14 protein-coding genes are annotated in these 13,716 nt (G+C 60.1%); 10 read left to right on the forward strand and 4 right to left on the reverse strand.

The window, feature by feature from the left end; genetic code table 11:
- Nucleotides 1–169 precede the first annotated feature (169 nt).
- From lptF to tadA, 10 genes are all read left to right on the forward strand, one after another.
- Nucleotides 170–1,288 (forward strand): LPS export ABC transporter permease LptF, encoded by a 1,119-nt coding sequence (lptF, locus tag AC07V4_RS14450; protein WP_492637173.1) that lies wholly within the window; start codon nucleotides 170–172, stop codon nucleotides 1,286–1,288.
- Nucleotides 1,281–2,360 carry an LPS export ABC transporter permease LptG gene (gene lptG / locus AC07V4_RS14455; protein ID WP_431751831.1) on the forward strand — a complete coding sequence of 360 codons (1,080 nt, stop codon included), beginning with the start codon at nucleotides 1,281–1,283 and terminating at the stop codon, nucleotides 2,358–2,360. The genes lptF and lptG overlap by 8 nt, the downstream gene beginning before the upstream one ends.
- A 151-nt stretch (nucleotides 2,361–2,511) precedes the next feature.
- Complete coding sequence (lepA, locus tag AC07V4_RS14460; protein WP_034096053.1) at nucleotides 2,512–4,311, forward strand: translation elongation factor 4; 1,800 nt, start codon at nucleotides 2,512–2,514, stop codon at nucleotides 4,309–4,311.
- A 5-nt stretch (nucleotides 4,312–4,316) separates the two neighbouring features.
- Nucleotides 4,317–5,171: a signal peptidase I gene (gene lepB / locus AC07V4_RS14465; RefSeq protein ID WP_431751829.1), complete on the forward strand. Its 855-nt coding sequence runs from the start codon at nucleotides 4,317–4,319 to the stop codon at nucleotides 5,169–5,171.
- Between the two features lie 152 nt (nucleotides 5,172–5,323).
- Nucleotides 5,324–6,013 (forward strand): ribonuclease III, encoded by a 690-nt coding sequence (gene rnc, locus AC07V4_RS14470; RefSeq protein WP_431751828.1) that lies wholly within the window; start codon nucleotides 5,324–5,326, stop codon nucleotides 6,011–6,013.
- Nucleotides 6,006–6,908, forward strand: coding sequence for a GTPase Era (gene era, locus AC07V4_RS14475; protein ID WP_016978271.1), 903 nt, complete (start codon nucleotides 6,006–6,008; stop codon nucleotides 6,906–6,908). Before rnc ends, era begins: the two co-directional genes overlap by 8 nt.
- Nucleotides 6,909–7,057: 149 nt before the next feature.
- On the forward strand, nucleotides 7,058–7,741 hold the full coding sequence (recO, locus tag AC07V4_RS14480; RefSeq protein ID WP_492637172.1) for a DNA repair protein RecO: 684 nt from the start codon (nucleotides 7,058–7,060) through the stop codon (nucleotides 7,739–7,741).
- 51 nt (nucleotides 7,742–7,792) lie between these two features.
- On the forward strand, nucleotides 7,793–8,536 hold the full coding sequence (gene pdxJ, locus AC07V4_RS14485; protein WP_492637171.1) for a pyridoxine 5'-phosphate synthase: 744 nt from the start codon (nucleotides 7,793–7,795) through the stop codon (nucleotides 8,534–8,536).
- 237 nt (nucleotides 8,537–8,773) lie between these two features.
- Nucleotides 8,774–10,150, forward strand: coding sequence for a multicopper oxidase family protein (locus AC07V4_RS14490; protein WP_431751164.1), 1,377 nt, complete (start codon nucleotides 8,774–8,776; stop codon nucleotides 10,148–10,150).
- On the forward strand, nucleotides 10,150–10,647 hold the full coding sequence (tadA, locus tag AC07V4_RS14495; protein ID WP_492637170.1) for a tRNA adenosine(34) deaminase TadA: 498 nt from the start codon (nucleotides 10,150–10,152) through the stop codon (nucleotides 10,645–10,647). The genes AC07V4_RS14490 and tadA overlap by 1 nt, the downstream gene beginning before the upstream one ends.
- 142 nt (nucleotides 10,648–10,789) lie before the next feature.
- On the opposite strand, the gene cmoB is transcribed toward tadA, so the two are convergent.
- Genes cmoB through AC07V4_RS14515 form a run of 4 tightly spaced genes read right to left on the reverse strand, consistent with a single transcriptional unit; the run spans nucleotide 10,790 to nucleotide 13,570 of the window.
- Entirely contained in the window at nucleotides 10,790–11,746 is a 957-nt protein-coding gene (gene cmoB, locus AC07V4_RS14500; protein ID WP_492637169.1) for a tRNA 5-methoxyuridine(34)/uridine 5-oxyacetic acid(34) synthase CmoB, read from the reverse strand.
- The gene (gene cmoA, locus AC07V4_RS14505) at nucleotides 11,743–12,486 is read right to left on the reverse strand and encodes a carboxy-S-adenosyl-L-methionine synthase CmoA (RefSeq protein ID WP_492637168.1); all 744 of its coding nucleotides are present in this window, start codon (nucleotides 12,484–12,486) and stop codon (nucleotides 11,743–11,745) included. Before cmoA ends, cmoB begins: the two co-directional genes overlap by 4 nt.
- Before the next feature lie 36 nt (nucleotides 12,487–12,522).
- Nucleotides 12,523–13,179, reverse strand: a complete 657-nt coding sequence (locus AC07V4_RS14510) for a lysoplasmalogenase (protein WP_492637167.1) — start codon at nucleotides 13,177–13,179, stop codon at nucleotides 12,523–12,525.
- Between the two features lies 1 nt (nucleotide 13,180).
- Nucleotides 13,181–13,570, reverse strand: coding sequence for a protease inhibitor I42 family protein (locus AC07V4_RS14515; RefSeq protein WP_492637166.1), 390 nt, complete (start codon nucleotides 13,568–13,570; stop codon nucleotides 13,181–13,183).
- Between the last annotated feature and the right edge of the window lie 146 nt (nucleotides 13,571–13,716).

A 13,716-nucleotide genomic window follows, 5' to 3' on the forward strand; every position in this document is an offset into this window, starting at 1 on the left:
CCTGACAACCCTTGCCACGCGCTTTGTGCACGCGCATGAGTAAGCTCCGTGACAGGCGCGGTCAATCACAGGATAATGCGCCATCTTTTTAGCCGGCCCGTGCAAACGGATCGACTCGTTATGCTTGCTTGTTTGGCCGCCTTAGCCTGACAACCCTGGAGTGTCTGGTTTGATTGTCTTCCGTTATCTGTCCCGCGAAGTCCTGTTGACCCTGAGTGCCGTGAGTGCGGTATTGCTGGTCATCACCATGAGTGGTCGTTTCGTCAAATTCCTGGCCCAGGCCGCTTCGGGGGCTTTGGACCCTGGCTCGTTGTTCCTGATCATGGGCTTCCGCCTGCCGGGCTTCCTGCAGCTGATCCTGCCGCTTGGCCTGTTTCTGGGCATTCTGCTGGCCTATGGCCGGTTGTACCTCGAAAGTGAAATGACCGTGCTCTCGGCCACCGGCATGAGCCAGCAGCGCCTGTTGGCGATGACCATGGTGCCCGCCGCAGGCGTTGCCCTGGTGGTGGCGTGGTTGAGCATGAGCCTGGCGCCCCAGGGGGCCATGCAGTTCCAGCTGTTGCTGAACAAACAGGATGCAATGACCGAGTTTGACACCCTGGAGCCCGGGCGATTCCAGGCGCTCAACGACGGCACGCGGGTGACCTACACCGAAACCATGACCGATGACCGCTCCAATCTCGGTGGTGTGTTCATTTCCCAGAAAAACCTCGGTGAAAACCAGAAAGACCGTGGTATTTCGATTTTGGTGGCCGACAGCGGACGCCAGGAAGTCCGCCCCGATGGCAGCCGCTACCTGATCCTGGAGAATGGCTATCGTTATGACGGCAGCCCTGGCCTCGCGGAATATCGGGCGATCAAGTACGACACTTATGGTGTGATGCTGGCCAAGCCTGAAATCAGTGAGGAAGTGACCGACCGCGATGCCTTGCCAACGTCGGCGCTGTGGGGCAGCCAGGAACTGCGTTCCATCGCCGAGTTGCAATGGCGGATTTCCCTGCCGTTGCTGGTGTTCATCGTGACGTTGATGGCCGTGCCGCTGTCCCGGGTCAACCCGCGCCAGGGCCGCTTCCTCAAGCTATTGCCGGCGATCCTGCTGTACATGGCCTACTTGACCATCCTGATTTCCGCCCGCGGTTCCCTGGAGAAGGGCAAGTTGTCGCCGGTCCTCGGCCTGTGGTGGGTGCACGGGATCTTCCTGGCGATCGGCCTGGGGCTGCTCTACTGGGAACCTATCCGTTTGAAAATGAAGAGCCGTCGTGGCCTGAAGGAGTTGGCCCGTGGCTAAGCTTGATCGCTACATCGGTAGCAGCGTACTGATCGCCATCCTGGCGGTATTGGGCATCATCCTTGGCCTGGCCTCGTTGTTTGCCTTTATTGATGAAGTAGGCAACGTCACCGAAACCTATACGGTCACGGATGTGTTGAGCTATGTGGCTCTGACAGCACCTCGCCGTCTCTACGACATGATGCCGATGGCCGCGCTGATCGGTTGCCTGATCGGCCTGGGCAGCCTGGCCAGCAGCAGCGAGCTGACCATCATGCGCGCCGCCGGTGTGTCCATCGGTCGTATTGTCTGGGCGGTGATGAAGCCCATGCTCCTGCTGATGGCCTGCAGCGTGTTGATCGGCGAATACGTGGCGCCACCGGCCGAAGCCACGGCCCAGGCCAATCGCGCCCTGGCCCAGGGGTCGGGCGACGCGCAAAGCGCCAAGCATGGCCTGTGGCACCGCCAGGGTGATGAGTTCATCCACATCAACGCCGTGCAGCCGGACGGCCTGTTGATCGGTGTGACGCGCTATACCTTCGATAAAGAGCGGCACATGCTGACCTCCAGCTTTGCCAAGCGCGCCCAGTACAGCGCCGAGAAGTGGGAATTGAGTGATGTGACCACCACTTATTTCCGCAATGTTGGGCAGGGCACCAAGGCCTATACCGAAGTGATCAATAAGCCGACCGAGGCCTGGGACATCGCCCTGAAGCCTGAACTGCTCAACACCGTAGTGATGATCCCGGAAGCCCTGCCAATCTCCGGTCTGTGGAGCTATATCCACTACCTCAAGGACCAGGGCCTGAATAACGGCCGCTACTGGCTGGCGTTCTGGGTCAAGGTGCTGCAACCGGTGGTGACCGCCGCGCTGGTGCTGATGGCTATCTCGTTCATCTTCGGTCCGCTGCGTTCCGTGACCCTTGGTCAGCGCGTATTTACCGGCGTGCTGGTGGGCTTCACCTTCCGGATTGCCCAGGATCTGCTGGGCCCATCGAGCCTGGTGTTCGGCTTCTCACCGCTGTTTGCGGTGCTGGTGCCGACGACGATCTGCGCCGTGGCCGGGTTCTGGCTGCTGCGTCGAGCCGGTTGATACCGCGCTTATGAACAAAAAATGCCCCGTTCGAGAGATCGGGGCATTTTTGTTCTGGTCAGCAAAGATGACGTCCGGCCCGGGCATCAGGTACAATTCCCGGCTATTTTTCAGCGGGCAATCTGCCTGCAGCCTTTTTGAGTGTTGATCCGTGAGTGATTTGAGTCATATCCGCAATTTCTCCATCATCGCCCACATTGACCATGGCAAGTCGACGCTGGCCGATCGATTCATCCAGATGTGCGGTGGCCTTGCCGAGCGTGAAATGGAAGCCCAGGTCCTGGACTCCATGGACCTCGAACGCGAGCGCGGGATCACCATCAAGGCCCACAGCGTTACTCTGTACTACAAGGCCAAAGACGGTATCACCTACCAGTTGAACTTCATTGACACCCCGGGCCACGTCGACTTCACCTACGAAGTCAGCCGTTCCCTGGCGGCCTGTGAAGGTGCCTTGCTGGTGGTTGACGCAGGACAAGGCGTTGAAGCGCAGTCGGTTGCCAACTGCTACACCGCGATCGAGCAGGGCCTGGAAGTCATGCCCGTGCTGAACAAGATCGACTTGCCCCAGGCCGAGCCTGAGCGCGTCAAGGAAGAGATCGAGAAGATCATCGGCATCGATGCCACCGACGCCGTCACCTGCAGCGCCAAGACCGGCCTGGGTGTCGACGAGGTGCTCGAGCGCCTGGTACACACCATTCCCGCCCCGACCGGTAACATCGAAGATCCGCTGCAAGCGTTGATCATCGACTCCTGGTTCGACAACTACCTGGGCGTTGTCTCCCTGGTCCGCGTGCGCCACGGCCGCGTGAAGAAGGGCGACAAGATCCTGGTCAAATCCACCGGCAAGATCCACCTGGTGGACAGCGTCGGTGTATTCAACCCCAAGCACACCGCGACCGTTGATCTGAAAGCCGGTGAAGTAGGCTTCATCATCGCCGGTATCAAGGACATCCATGGTGCGCCGGTCGGTGACACCCTGACCTTGAGCAGCACGCCGGATGTCGACGTACTGCCGGGCTTCAAGCGCATTCAGCCGCAGGTGTATGCCGGCCTGTTCCCGGTCAGCTCCGATGACTTCGAAGATTTCCGCGAGGCCCTGCAAAAGCTGACCCTCAACGACTCTTCGTTGCAGTACACCCCGGAAAGCTCCGACGCCCTGGGCTTCGGCTTCCGTTGCGGCTTCCTGGGCATGCTGCACATGGAAATCATCCAGGAGCGCCTCGAGCGCGAGTACGACCTGGACCTGATCACCACCGCACCCACGGTTATTTTTGAGCTGTTGCTGAAAACCGGTGAAACGATTTACGTCGACAACCCGTCCAAGCTCCCGGATCTGTCGGCGATCGAAGACATGCGCGAGCCAATCGTGCGGGCCAATATCCTGGTTCCGCAGGAGCACTTGGGCAACGTCATCACCCTGTGCATCGAGAAACGTGGCGTCCAGCGCGACATGCTGTTCCTCGGTACCCAGGTGCAAGTGACCTACGACATGCCGATGAACGAAGTGGTACTGGACTTCTTCGACCGTCTCAAATCCACCAGTCGCGGCTATGCTTCGCTGGATTACCATTTCGATCGTTACCAATCGGCTAATCTGGTGAAACTGGATGTGCTGATCAACGGCGACAAGGTAGATGCACTGGCGTTGATCGTGCACAAGGACAACGCGCACTACAAAGGTCGCCAGTTGACCGAGAAGATGAAAGAACTGATTCCGCGCCAGATGTTCGACGTCGCGATCCAGGCCGCCATCGGCGGTCAGATCATTGCACGGACCTCCGTCAAGGCTCTCAGAAAGAACGTACTGGCCAAATGCTACGGCGGTGACGTAAGCCGTAAGCGCAAGCTGCTTGAGAAGCAAAAGGCCGGTAAAAAACGCATGAAGCAAGTAGGTAATGTGGAAGTTCCACAAGAAGCCTTCCTTGCGGTGCTCAGGTTGGATAGTTAGGTCCTATGTCACTAAATTTCCCGCTGTTGCTGGTCATCGCCGTTGCCGTTTGCGGTCTCCTGGCGTTGCTCGATCTGGTGTTCTTCGCCCCGCGTCGGCGGGCGGCTATTGCCTCCTATCAGGGCAGCGTCAGCCAGCCCGATGCGGTGGTGGTCGAGAAGCTGAACAAAGAACCTTTGCTGGTTGAATACGGCAAATCGTTCTTCCCGGTGTTGTTCATCGTGCTGGTGTTGCGTTCGTTCCTGGTGGAGCCGTTTCAGATCCCATCGGGGTCGATGAAGCCTACCTTGGACGTGGGCGACTTCATCCTGGTGAACAAGTTTTCCTACGGAATTCGCCTGCCGGTGATCGACAAGAAAGTCATCCAGGTGGGTGACCCGCAGCGCGGCGATGTGATGGTGTTCCGCTACCCAAGCGACCCGAACGTCAACTACATCAAGCGTGTAGTGGGCCTGCCGGGCGACGTGATTCGCTACACCAGCGACAAGCGTCTGTTCGTCAACGGTGAGTCGGTGGCCGAGAAGTTGATCGGTACCGAGCCGAACACCTTGGGCAGCGCCGAGCTGTACCAGGAAAAACTCGGTACGGTAGAGCACGAAATCCGCAAGGAAATGAGCCGCTACCGTGCAATGCCTGATGGCGAGTGGAAAGTGCCTGCCGGGCACTATTTCATGATGGGCGACAACCGGGACAACTCCAACGACAGCCGCTACTGGGATGACCCCAACATTCCCAAGGACCTGTTGGGCATGGTTCCCGACGAGAACATTGTCGGCAAGGCCTTCGCGGTCTGGATGAGTTGGCCGGAACCCAAGCTCAGCCACCTGCCGAACTTCTCGCGGGTCGGGCTGATCAAGTAATACAGGCGGCGCTGTTCACACAGCGCCGAATGCTTTTCTGGGGTGGGGACAATCTTTGGCCCGACCTCATGCAGCACCAATCAGGATTTGAATTTGAACACTGCGTCAATCGTCGATGGCCGCCGGTGCCACCAACTAGATATGGATAAACCGTGACCGTTTCTCTAAGTCGTCTCGAGCGCCAGCTCGGCTACACCTTCAAGGACCAGGAATTGATGGTCCTTGCCCTCACACACCGCAGCTTTGCAGGGCGTAATAACGAGCGCCTGGAATTCCTCGGTGATGCCATCCTCAATTTCGTTGCCGGTGAGGCGCTGTTCGAGCGTTTCCCGCAAGCCCGTGAAGGCCAGCTGTCGCGCCTGCGTGCACGCCTGGTGAAGGGCGAGACCCTGGCCGTGCTGGCCCGTGGTTTCGGCCTGGGCGAGTACCTGCGCCTGGGTTCCGGTGAATTGAAAAGTGGCGGTTTCCGCCGCGAGTCGATCCTGGCCGATGCCCTTGAGGCGTTGATCGGTGCGATCTACCTCGATGCCGGGATGGAAGCGGCCAAGGAACGGGTCACGGCCTGGCTGACCTCCGAGATCGAAAGCCTCACGCTGGTCGACACCAACAAAGATCCCAAGACCCGTCTGCAGGAATACCTGCAATCCCGAGGTTGCGAACTGCCACGTTACGAAGTGGTGGATATCCAGGGTGAGCCCCATTGCCGCGTATTCTTCGTGGAATGTGAAATCACCTTACTGAATGAAAAAAGCCGAGGTCAGGGTGTGAGCCGTCGTATTGCCGAACAGGTAGCGGCCGCAGCAGCACTGATTGCCCTGGGCGTGGAGAATGGCCATGACTGATTCAACTGCAACACGCTGTGGCTATGTTGCCATCGTCGGCCGCCCGAACGTGGGCAAGTCCACGTTGCTGAACCACATCCTGGGCCAAAAGCTCGCGATCACTTCGCGCAAGCCGCAGACCACCCGTCACAACATGCTGGGCATCAAGACTGAAGGCAACGTGCAAGCGGTCTATGTCGACACCCCGGGCATGCACAAAGGCGGTGAAAAAGCCCTCAACCGCTACATGAACAAGACCGCTTCGGCAGCGTTGAAAGACGTCGACGTGGTGATCTTCGTGGTCGACCGCACCAAGTGGACCGACGAAGACCAGATGGTTCTTGAACGTGTGCAGTACGTCACCGGCCCGTTGATCGTCGCGCTGAACAAGACTGATCGCATCGAAGATAAAGCCGAGCTGATGCCACACCTGAGCTGGTTGCAGGAACAACTGCCGAACGCCCAGATCATTCCGATTTCGGCCCAGCATGGCCACAACCTCGATGCCCTGGAGCGTGTGATCGCCGAGCACCTGCCGGAGAACGAGCACTTCTTCCCGGAAGACCAGATCACCGACCGCAGCAGCCGCTTCCTGGCCGCTGAACTGGTGCGCGAGAAAATCATGCGCCAGATGGGCGCCGAGCTGCCGTACCAGATCACCGTGGAAATCGAAGAGTTCAAGCAGCAGGGCAAGACCCTGCATATTCATGCGCTGATCCTCGTCGAACGTGACGGCCAGAAGAAAATCATCATTGGCGACAAGGGCGAGCGCATCAAGCGCATCGGCACCGAAGCGCGCAAGGACATGGAGTTGCTGTTCGACTCCAAGATCATGCTCAACCTGTGGGTGAAGGTGAAGGGCGGCTGGTCCGATGATGAGCGTGCACTGCGCTCCCTGGGCTACGGCGACCTGTAACAAGCCCTGAGCACACCGCAGGACAAATGTGGGAGGGGGCCTGCCCCCGATAGCGGTGGGTCAGTTGACAAATAAGTGACTGACACACTGCAATCGGGGGCAAGCCCCCTCCCACATTAGGTTTATGTTGTTTTCAATATCGAGAACCCATGTCCAACCCCCCTAGCCAACCCGCCTACGTCCTGCACAGCCGCGCCTACCGCGAGACCAGCGCCCTGGTGGATTTCCTCACGCCCCAAGGTCGCCTGCGTGCAGTATTGCGCAGCGCACGGGGCAAGGCGGGGACGTTGGCGCGGCCGTTCGTGGCGTTGGACGTGGAGTTCCGTGGCAAGGGCGAGCTGAAAAACGTCGGTCGCATGGAAAGCGTCGGCACCTCTGCCTGGCTCAATGGCGAAGCGCTGTTCAGCGGCCTTTACCTCAATGAACTGCTGATCCGCCTGCTGCCCGCCGAAGACCCGCACCCGGCGGTCTTCGATCACTACGCCGCGACCTTGCTCGCCCTGGCCGAAGGCCGTCCATTGGAGCCTTTGCTGCGCGCCTTCGAGTGGCGCCTGCTCGACGACCTCGGCTACGGCTTCGAACTGACCAATGACCTGCACGGCGAGCCGATCGCCGCCGACGGCATGTACCGCCTGCAAGTGGATGCTGGCCTTGAGCGTGTGTACCTGCTGCAACCCGGCCTGTTTCAGGGCACCGAGTTGTTGGCCATGAGCGAAGCCGACTGGAGCGCCCCCGGTGCTTTGTCCGCCGCCAAGCGCCTGATGCGCCAGGCCCTGGCCGTGCATCTGGGCGGACGACCACTGGTCAGTCGCGAGTTGTTTCGAAAGCCCTGACAACCCCGTGTATGCTGTGCGGCGTTTCTTTCCCTTTTCAGGAGCGCTTCCGTGACCACCAGCAATCGCATTCTTCTTGGCGTCAACATCGACCACGTCGCCACCCTGCGCCAGGCCCGGGGCACCCGTTACCCTGATCCGGTCAAGGCTGCACTGGACGCCGAAGAAGCGGGCGCCGACGGCATCACCGTGCACTTGCGCGAAGACCGCCGCCACATCCAGGAGCGCGACGTGCTGGTGCTCAAGGATGTGCTGCAAACCCGCATGAACTTCGAAATGGGTGTCACCGAGGAAATGATGCAGTTCGCCGAGCGCATTCGTCCGGCGCACATCTGCCTGGTACCGGAAACCCGCCAGGAACTGACCACCGAAGGCGGCCTCGATGTGGCCGGCCAGGAAGCGCGGATCAAGGCTGCGGTGGAGCGGCTGTCGAAGATTGGTAGCGAAGTGTCGCTGTTTATCGATGCCGATGAGCGTCAGATCGAAGCTTCGCGCCGTGTTGGCGCACCGGCTATCGAGTTGCACACCGGCCGTTACGCCGATGCCACCACGCCCACCGAAGTGGCTGACGAACTGCAACGCATTATTGAGGGTGTGAGCTGCGGTCTAAAGGAAGGTCTGATCGTCAACGCCGGCCATGGCCTGCATTACCACAACGTTGAAGCCGTGGCCGCGATCAAGGGCATCAACGAGCTGAACATCGGCCATGCGCTGGTGGCCCATGCGCTGTTCGTCGGTTTCAAAGGTGCGGTTGCCGAGATGAAGGCCCTGATCCTGGCTGCCGCCAAGGCCTGAGATAACACAGCAGTACCCTTGTGGGAGCTGGCTTGCCCGCGATGGTGGGGGGCAGTCAGCGCAGTATCAACTGACCCACCGCTATCGCAGGCAAGCCAGCTCCCACATTTGGATCTCCAGTGCTTTCATCAGTGTTTCTGTCATGCGGCAATGCGAAGCCTTACTGTTTAGCCAGGTCAGGTGTATCGTATCTGCCCTTTGCGGGCCCCTGGCCTGCGGCAGATACGTGAGGTTGTTGTGTCCCGATCCTTTTCCCGTCGACAAATCCTGGGTGGCCTTGCAGGCCTGGCCGTAGTGGGCGTCGGTGCCGGTGGCGCCTATCGCTACTGGCTGGGGAAAGTCGCCGACGCCGAGGCGGGGCACGATTACGAGTTGATCGCCGCGCCGTTGGACGTGGAACTGGTGCCGGGGTACAAGACTCAAGCCTGGGCGTTCGGCCCCTCGGCGCCGGGCACCGAGTTGCGGGTGCGCCAGGGTGAATGGCTGCGGGTGCGCTTTATCAACCACCTGCCGGTCGCCACTACCATTCATTGGCATGGCATCCGCTTACCATTGGAAATGGACGGCGTGCCCTACGTCTCCCAACTGCCGGTATTGCCCGGTGAATACTTCGACTACAAATTCCGCGTGCCCGATGCCGGCAGCTACTGGTACCACCCCCACGTGAACAGCAGCGAGGAGCTTGGCCGCGGCCTGGTCGGTCCGCTGATCATCGAAGAGCGCGAGCCGACCGGTTTCAAGCACGAACGCACCCTCAGCCTGAAAAGCTGGCATGTGGATGAAGAGGGCGCTTTTGTTGCCTTCAGCGTGCCCCGGGAAGCAGCTCGTGGTGGTACTGCCGGGCGCTTGTCGACCATCAATGGTGTGTCACAGGCCGTGATCGATTTACCGGCCGGGCAGATCACCCGTGTGCGCCTGCTCAACCTCGACAACACCCTGACCTATCGCCTCAATATTCCTGACGTCGAAGCGCAGATCTACGCATTGGACGGCAACCCCATCGAGCCGCGCCCACTGGGCAAGGAATACTGGCTGGGCCCGGGCATGCGCATCTGCCTGGCGATCAAGGCGCCGCCTGCCGGTGAAGAACTGTCGATCCGCAACGGCCCTGTGCGCCTGGGCACCTTCCGTTCGGTGGCTAACACAGACGCACCGACTGAATGGCCACCGGCATTGCCCGCCAACCCGATTGCCGAGCCCGACCTGGCCAATGCCGAGAAACTCAACTTCAATTTCGAGTGGGTCGGCACGGTGTCCGTGGATGACGGGAAACCACCGAGCCTGTGGCAGATCAACGGCAAGGCCTGGGACATCACCGACAAGACCTGCGCCGACCGCCCGATTGCCAAGCTTGAGAAGGGCAAAAGCTACATTTTCGAATTGAAGAACATGACCCAGTACCAACACCCGATTCACCTGCATGGCATGAGCTTCAAGGTGATTGCCTCGAACCGTCACAAGGTGATTCCGTACTTCACCGACACCTACCTGCTGGGCAAGAACGAGCGCGCCCGCGTGGCATTGGTGGCAGATAACCCTGGGGTGTGGATGTTCCACTGCCACGTCATCGACCACATGGAAACCGGCCTGATGGCCGCCATCGAGGTGGCGTGATGCGCCAGATTCGCCCCACCGCGATCATCGATCGCAGTCGCGACCAGGATTTCATGCGCGAAGCCCTGGCCCTCGCCGCACAAGGCGCTGCATTGGGTGAAGTGCCTGTCGGTGCGGTGCTGGTGCAAGACGGCGAAATTATCGGCCGTGGCTTCAACTGCCCCATCAGCGGCAACGACCCCAGTGCCCATGCCGAAATGGTCGCCATCCGTGCGGCCGCGCAAGCCATCAGCAATTACCGCCTGGTGGGCAGCACGTTGTATGTGACGTTGGAGCCATGCAGCATGTGCGCCGGGCTGATCGTGCATTCGCGTATTGCGCGGGTGGTATACGGTGCGCTGGAGCCCAAGGCCGGGATTGTGCAAAGCCAGGGGCAGTTTTTTACCCAGGGTTTTCTCAACCACAAGGTGCTATTTGAAGGGGGCGTGCTGGCCGAGGAGTGCGGGACAGTGCTGAGCGAGTTCTTCAAGGCCAGACGAGCCAAGCCGCCGCTCTAAATAACACTGGATATCAAATGTGGGAGCTGGCTTGCCTGCGATAGCGGTGTGCCAGTCAACTGATCGGTCACTGACCCACCGCTATCGCAGGCAAGCCAGCTCCCACAGTTTTGATCTCTATTTATTCAGTGAACCCGCACGGTTATTTGCGAGCGATGATCACTGCCCGCATCGGCGCCGGCAGGCCTTCGATGGTCTTGCTGTGATCATCGGGGTCGAGAAAGTCACTCAACGACTGATACTTCATCCACTCGGTCCCACGCTGTTCCTCGACCGTGGTCACGCTCACATCCACGCAGCGCACATCACTGAAGCCGGCGCGGCGTAGCCACAGCATCAACGCCGGCACCGATGGCAGGAACCATACGTTGCGCATCTGCGCATAGCGGTCTTCCGGCACCAGCACTTGCTGCTGGTCGCCTTCCACCACCAATGTTTCCAAGACCAGTTCGCCGCCCTTGACCAAGGTGTCCTTCAGCGTCAGCAAATGCTCGATGGGCGAACGACGGTGGTAGAACACGCCCATGGAAAACACCGTGTCGAAGCCTTCCAGGTTGGCCGGCAGGTCTTCAAACGGGAAGGGCAGGTGCCACGCCTTGGGTTCTGACAGGTAGCGCTGCACCGCCTGGAACTGGCAGAAGAACAGCCAGTTGGGGTCCACGCCAATCACACTGTCGGCTCCGGCGCCGAGCATGCGCCACATGTAGTAACCGTTGCCGCAGCCGACATCGAGGATGCGCTTGCCCTTCAGATTCAAATGCGGTGCGACGCGGGACCATTTCCAGTCCGAGCGCCATTCGGTGTCCACATGCACGCCGAACAGATGGAATGGCCCTTTGCGCCATGGGCTCAGGCCCATCAATGCGGTGCGCATTTGTGCACGGGTTTCATCGTCACATTCGGTGTCGAGCGTCAGTCCATTCAGCAAATCGACTTCGCTGGGCTGGATCTGCGGCAGCGCGTCCAACGCACTCTGCCAGCGCTCCAGGTCGCCATGACCCTTCTCCATCTTGTTATCGAGTTGCGCTTGCAGGCCCTGGGCCCACACAGCCAAAGGAGTGCCGACCAGATGGCGGGCGAGGGGAGACAGATCAATCATGGCAAGGCAATCAACGAGGCAAAGTTAAGACACTGGAACCACGGCACGACTTTCGAGAACCCGGCGGCCAGCAGGCGTTCGCGGTGTTCTTCGAGGCTGTCGGGCTTCATGACGTTTTCGATGGCGCTGCGCTTCTGGGCAATTTCCAGTTCGCTGTAGCCGTTGGAGCGTTTGAACGCGATGTGCAGGTCGGTGAGCAATGCATGTTCTTCAGGGTCATTGAAGCGCAGCTTTTCCGAGAGGATCAGCGCACCGCCCGGCAGCAGCGATTGGTGGATGCGCGAGAGCAGGGCCAGGCGTTCGGCGGGGGCGATAAATTGCAGGGTGAAGTTCAGTGCCACCACCGAGGCCGGTTGAAACTGCAGAGCGAGGATATCGCCCTCGATCACTTCAACCGGCAGCAACTCCTGGAACATCGAGTCCTGGCCGTTGAGGTATTCGCGGCAACGCTCAACCATCGCGGCCGAGTTATCCACTGCGATTACCCGGCAGCCGTCGGTGCGCACATGCCGGCGCAGGGCTTGGGTCACGGCGCCAAGGGACGCGCCCAGGTCATACAGCACGCTATTGGGTTGGGCAAACTGTGCCGCGAGCACACCGAGGTTTTCGACGATGGTCGGGTAGCCCGGCACCGAGCGCTTGATCATGTCCGGGAACACCCGCACCACGTCCTCGTTAAAGGCGAAGTCCGGCACCTGGGGCAGGGGCTGGGCGAATAGGCGATCGGGTTCTTTGCTCACGGTTGTTCCGGCGACGATAGGGGAAAGGCCGGCATTTTAGCCAACTTGGCCCTCGTGTGCGCGGGTTGTCTGATGGAAAGCCGAGGCGGTGATGCCCCACTGGCCTAGCCAGTACGTGACGATCAATAGATACGGCGCCGCCTCAAACGACACGACGAACCGGTTGATACCAATCAACGTGTCGGAAAACACAAATGACACCGCACCCGCAGCCGCCAGCAGTGCCGAGCGTTTCGGCACGTCGCTGCCCAGGCGCGCCAGCGCACGCCAGAGCATGGCGGTGATCACGGTTGCGTAAACCACCACCGGTATCAGCAAATCCCCCAGGCCGTGGGAAATCAGCACGCTCAACAGCACAGCCCCCACGCCGAGCGCCAATACCAGCGGCAACAGCGCCAAGCGGCGACAGTCGCTGAAATAGGCTTTCAGATACGCCAGGTGCGCGAACAGAAATGCGCCGAGCCCAAAGATAAACAGGTCACCCGGCCAAGCGAGCAACACATCGCCCACCAGGGAAAAAATCAGCCCCAGGCTGATCCAGCGTCGATAGTAGGTGGGCGGCGCATCATGCAGCCAGCCCAGCAACGCGAGTACCGGCAGGGGTTTGACCAGCAGGCACAGCAAGGTGGCATGGGTGGTCAGACCGTAGATAAAGGTACCGGCGCCCATCAACGCAAGAATCAACCATGGCATATCAGTTCACCGTAATGGCGCAGTCGAAGGTTTCAGTGGGGTCGGCTTCCGGTTCCCAAGGTCGCTGGGAGGTCAGGCGCAAACGGCCCTGGCCTGCAGCAAAGGCCTGGAAGCGCCAGGTGGACTGGCCACCGCCGCCGATCACGCCGGACTCAGTGCTGCTATAGACCTCAGGGCTCAACGCACGCAATACACCGCCAGCGGAATCCTGGATGGCCCAGCGGTAGCCGGTGGTGGGGTTGCTGGGCAGGGTAAGAATCAGGTTTTGCCCGGATTTAAGCTGGAGCGGGCAGGCGCCCTGATTGTCCACGGTGACGTTTTGCTTCGGCGCACTGGCACACGCGGCCAGCAGGGCAAGGCTCAAGGGGAGAAGCAGGCGGGCAGCGGTCATGGAGGCTCCGTTCATATACGACGAACGGCGAGCATAACCGAAGATGAGACAAGGTGTGACAGGAGGGGGCTGCGTTATGGCGGCTGACGCCATCGCGGGCAAGCCCGCTCCCACATTTTGATAGGTGAACACATTCAAATGTGGGA

Source organism: Pseudomonas sp. GW821-FHT03A09 (assembly GCF_059421065.1).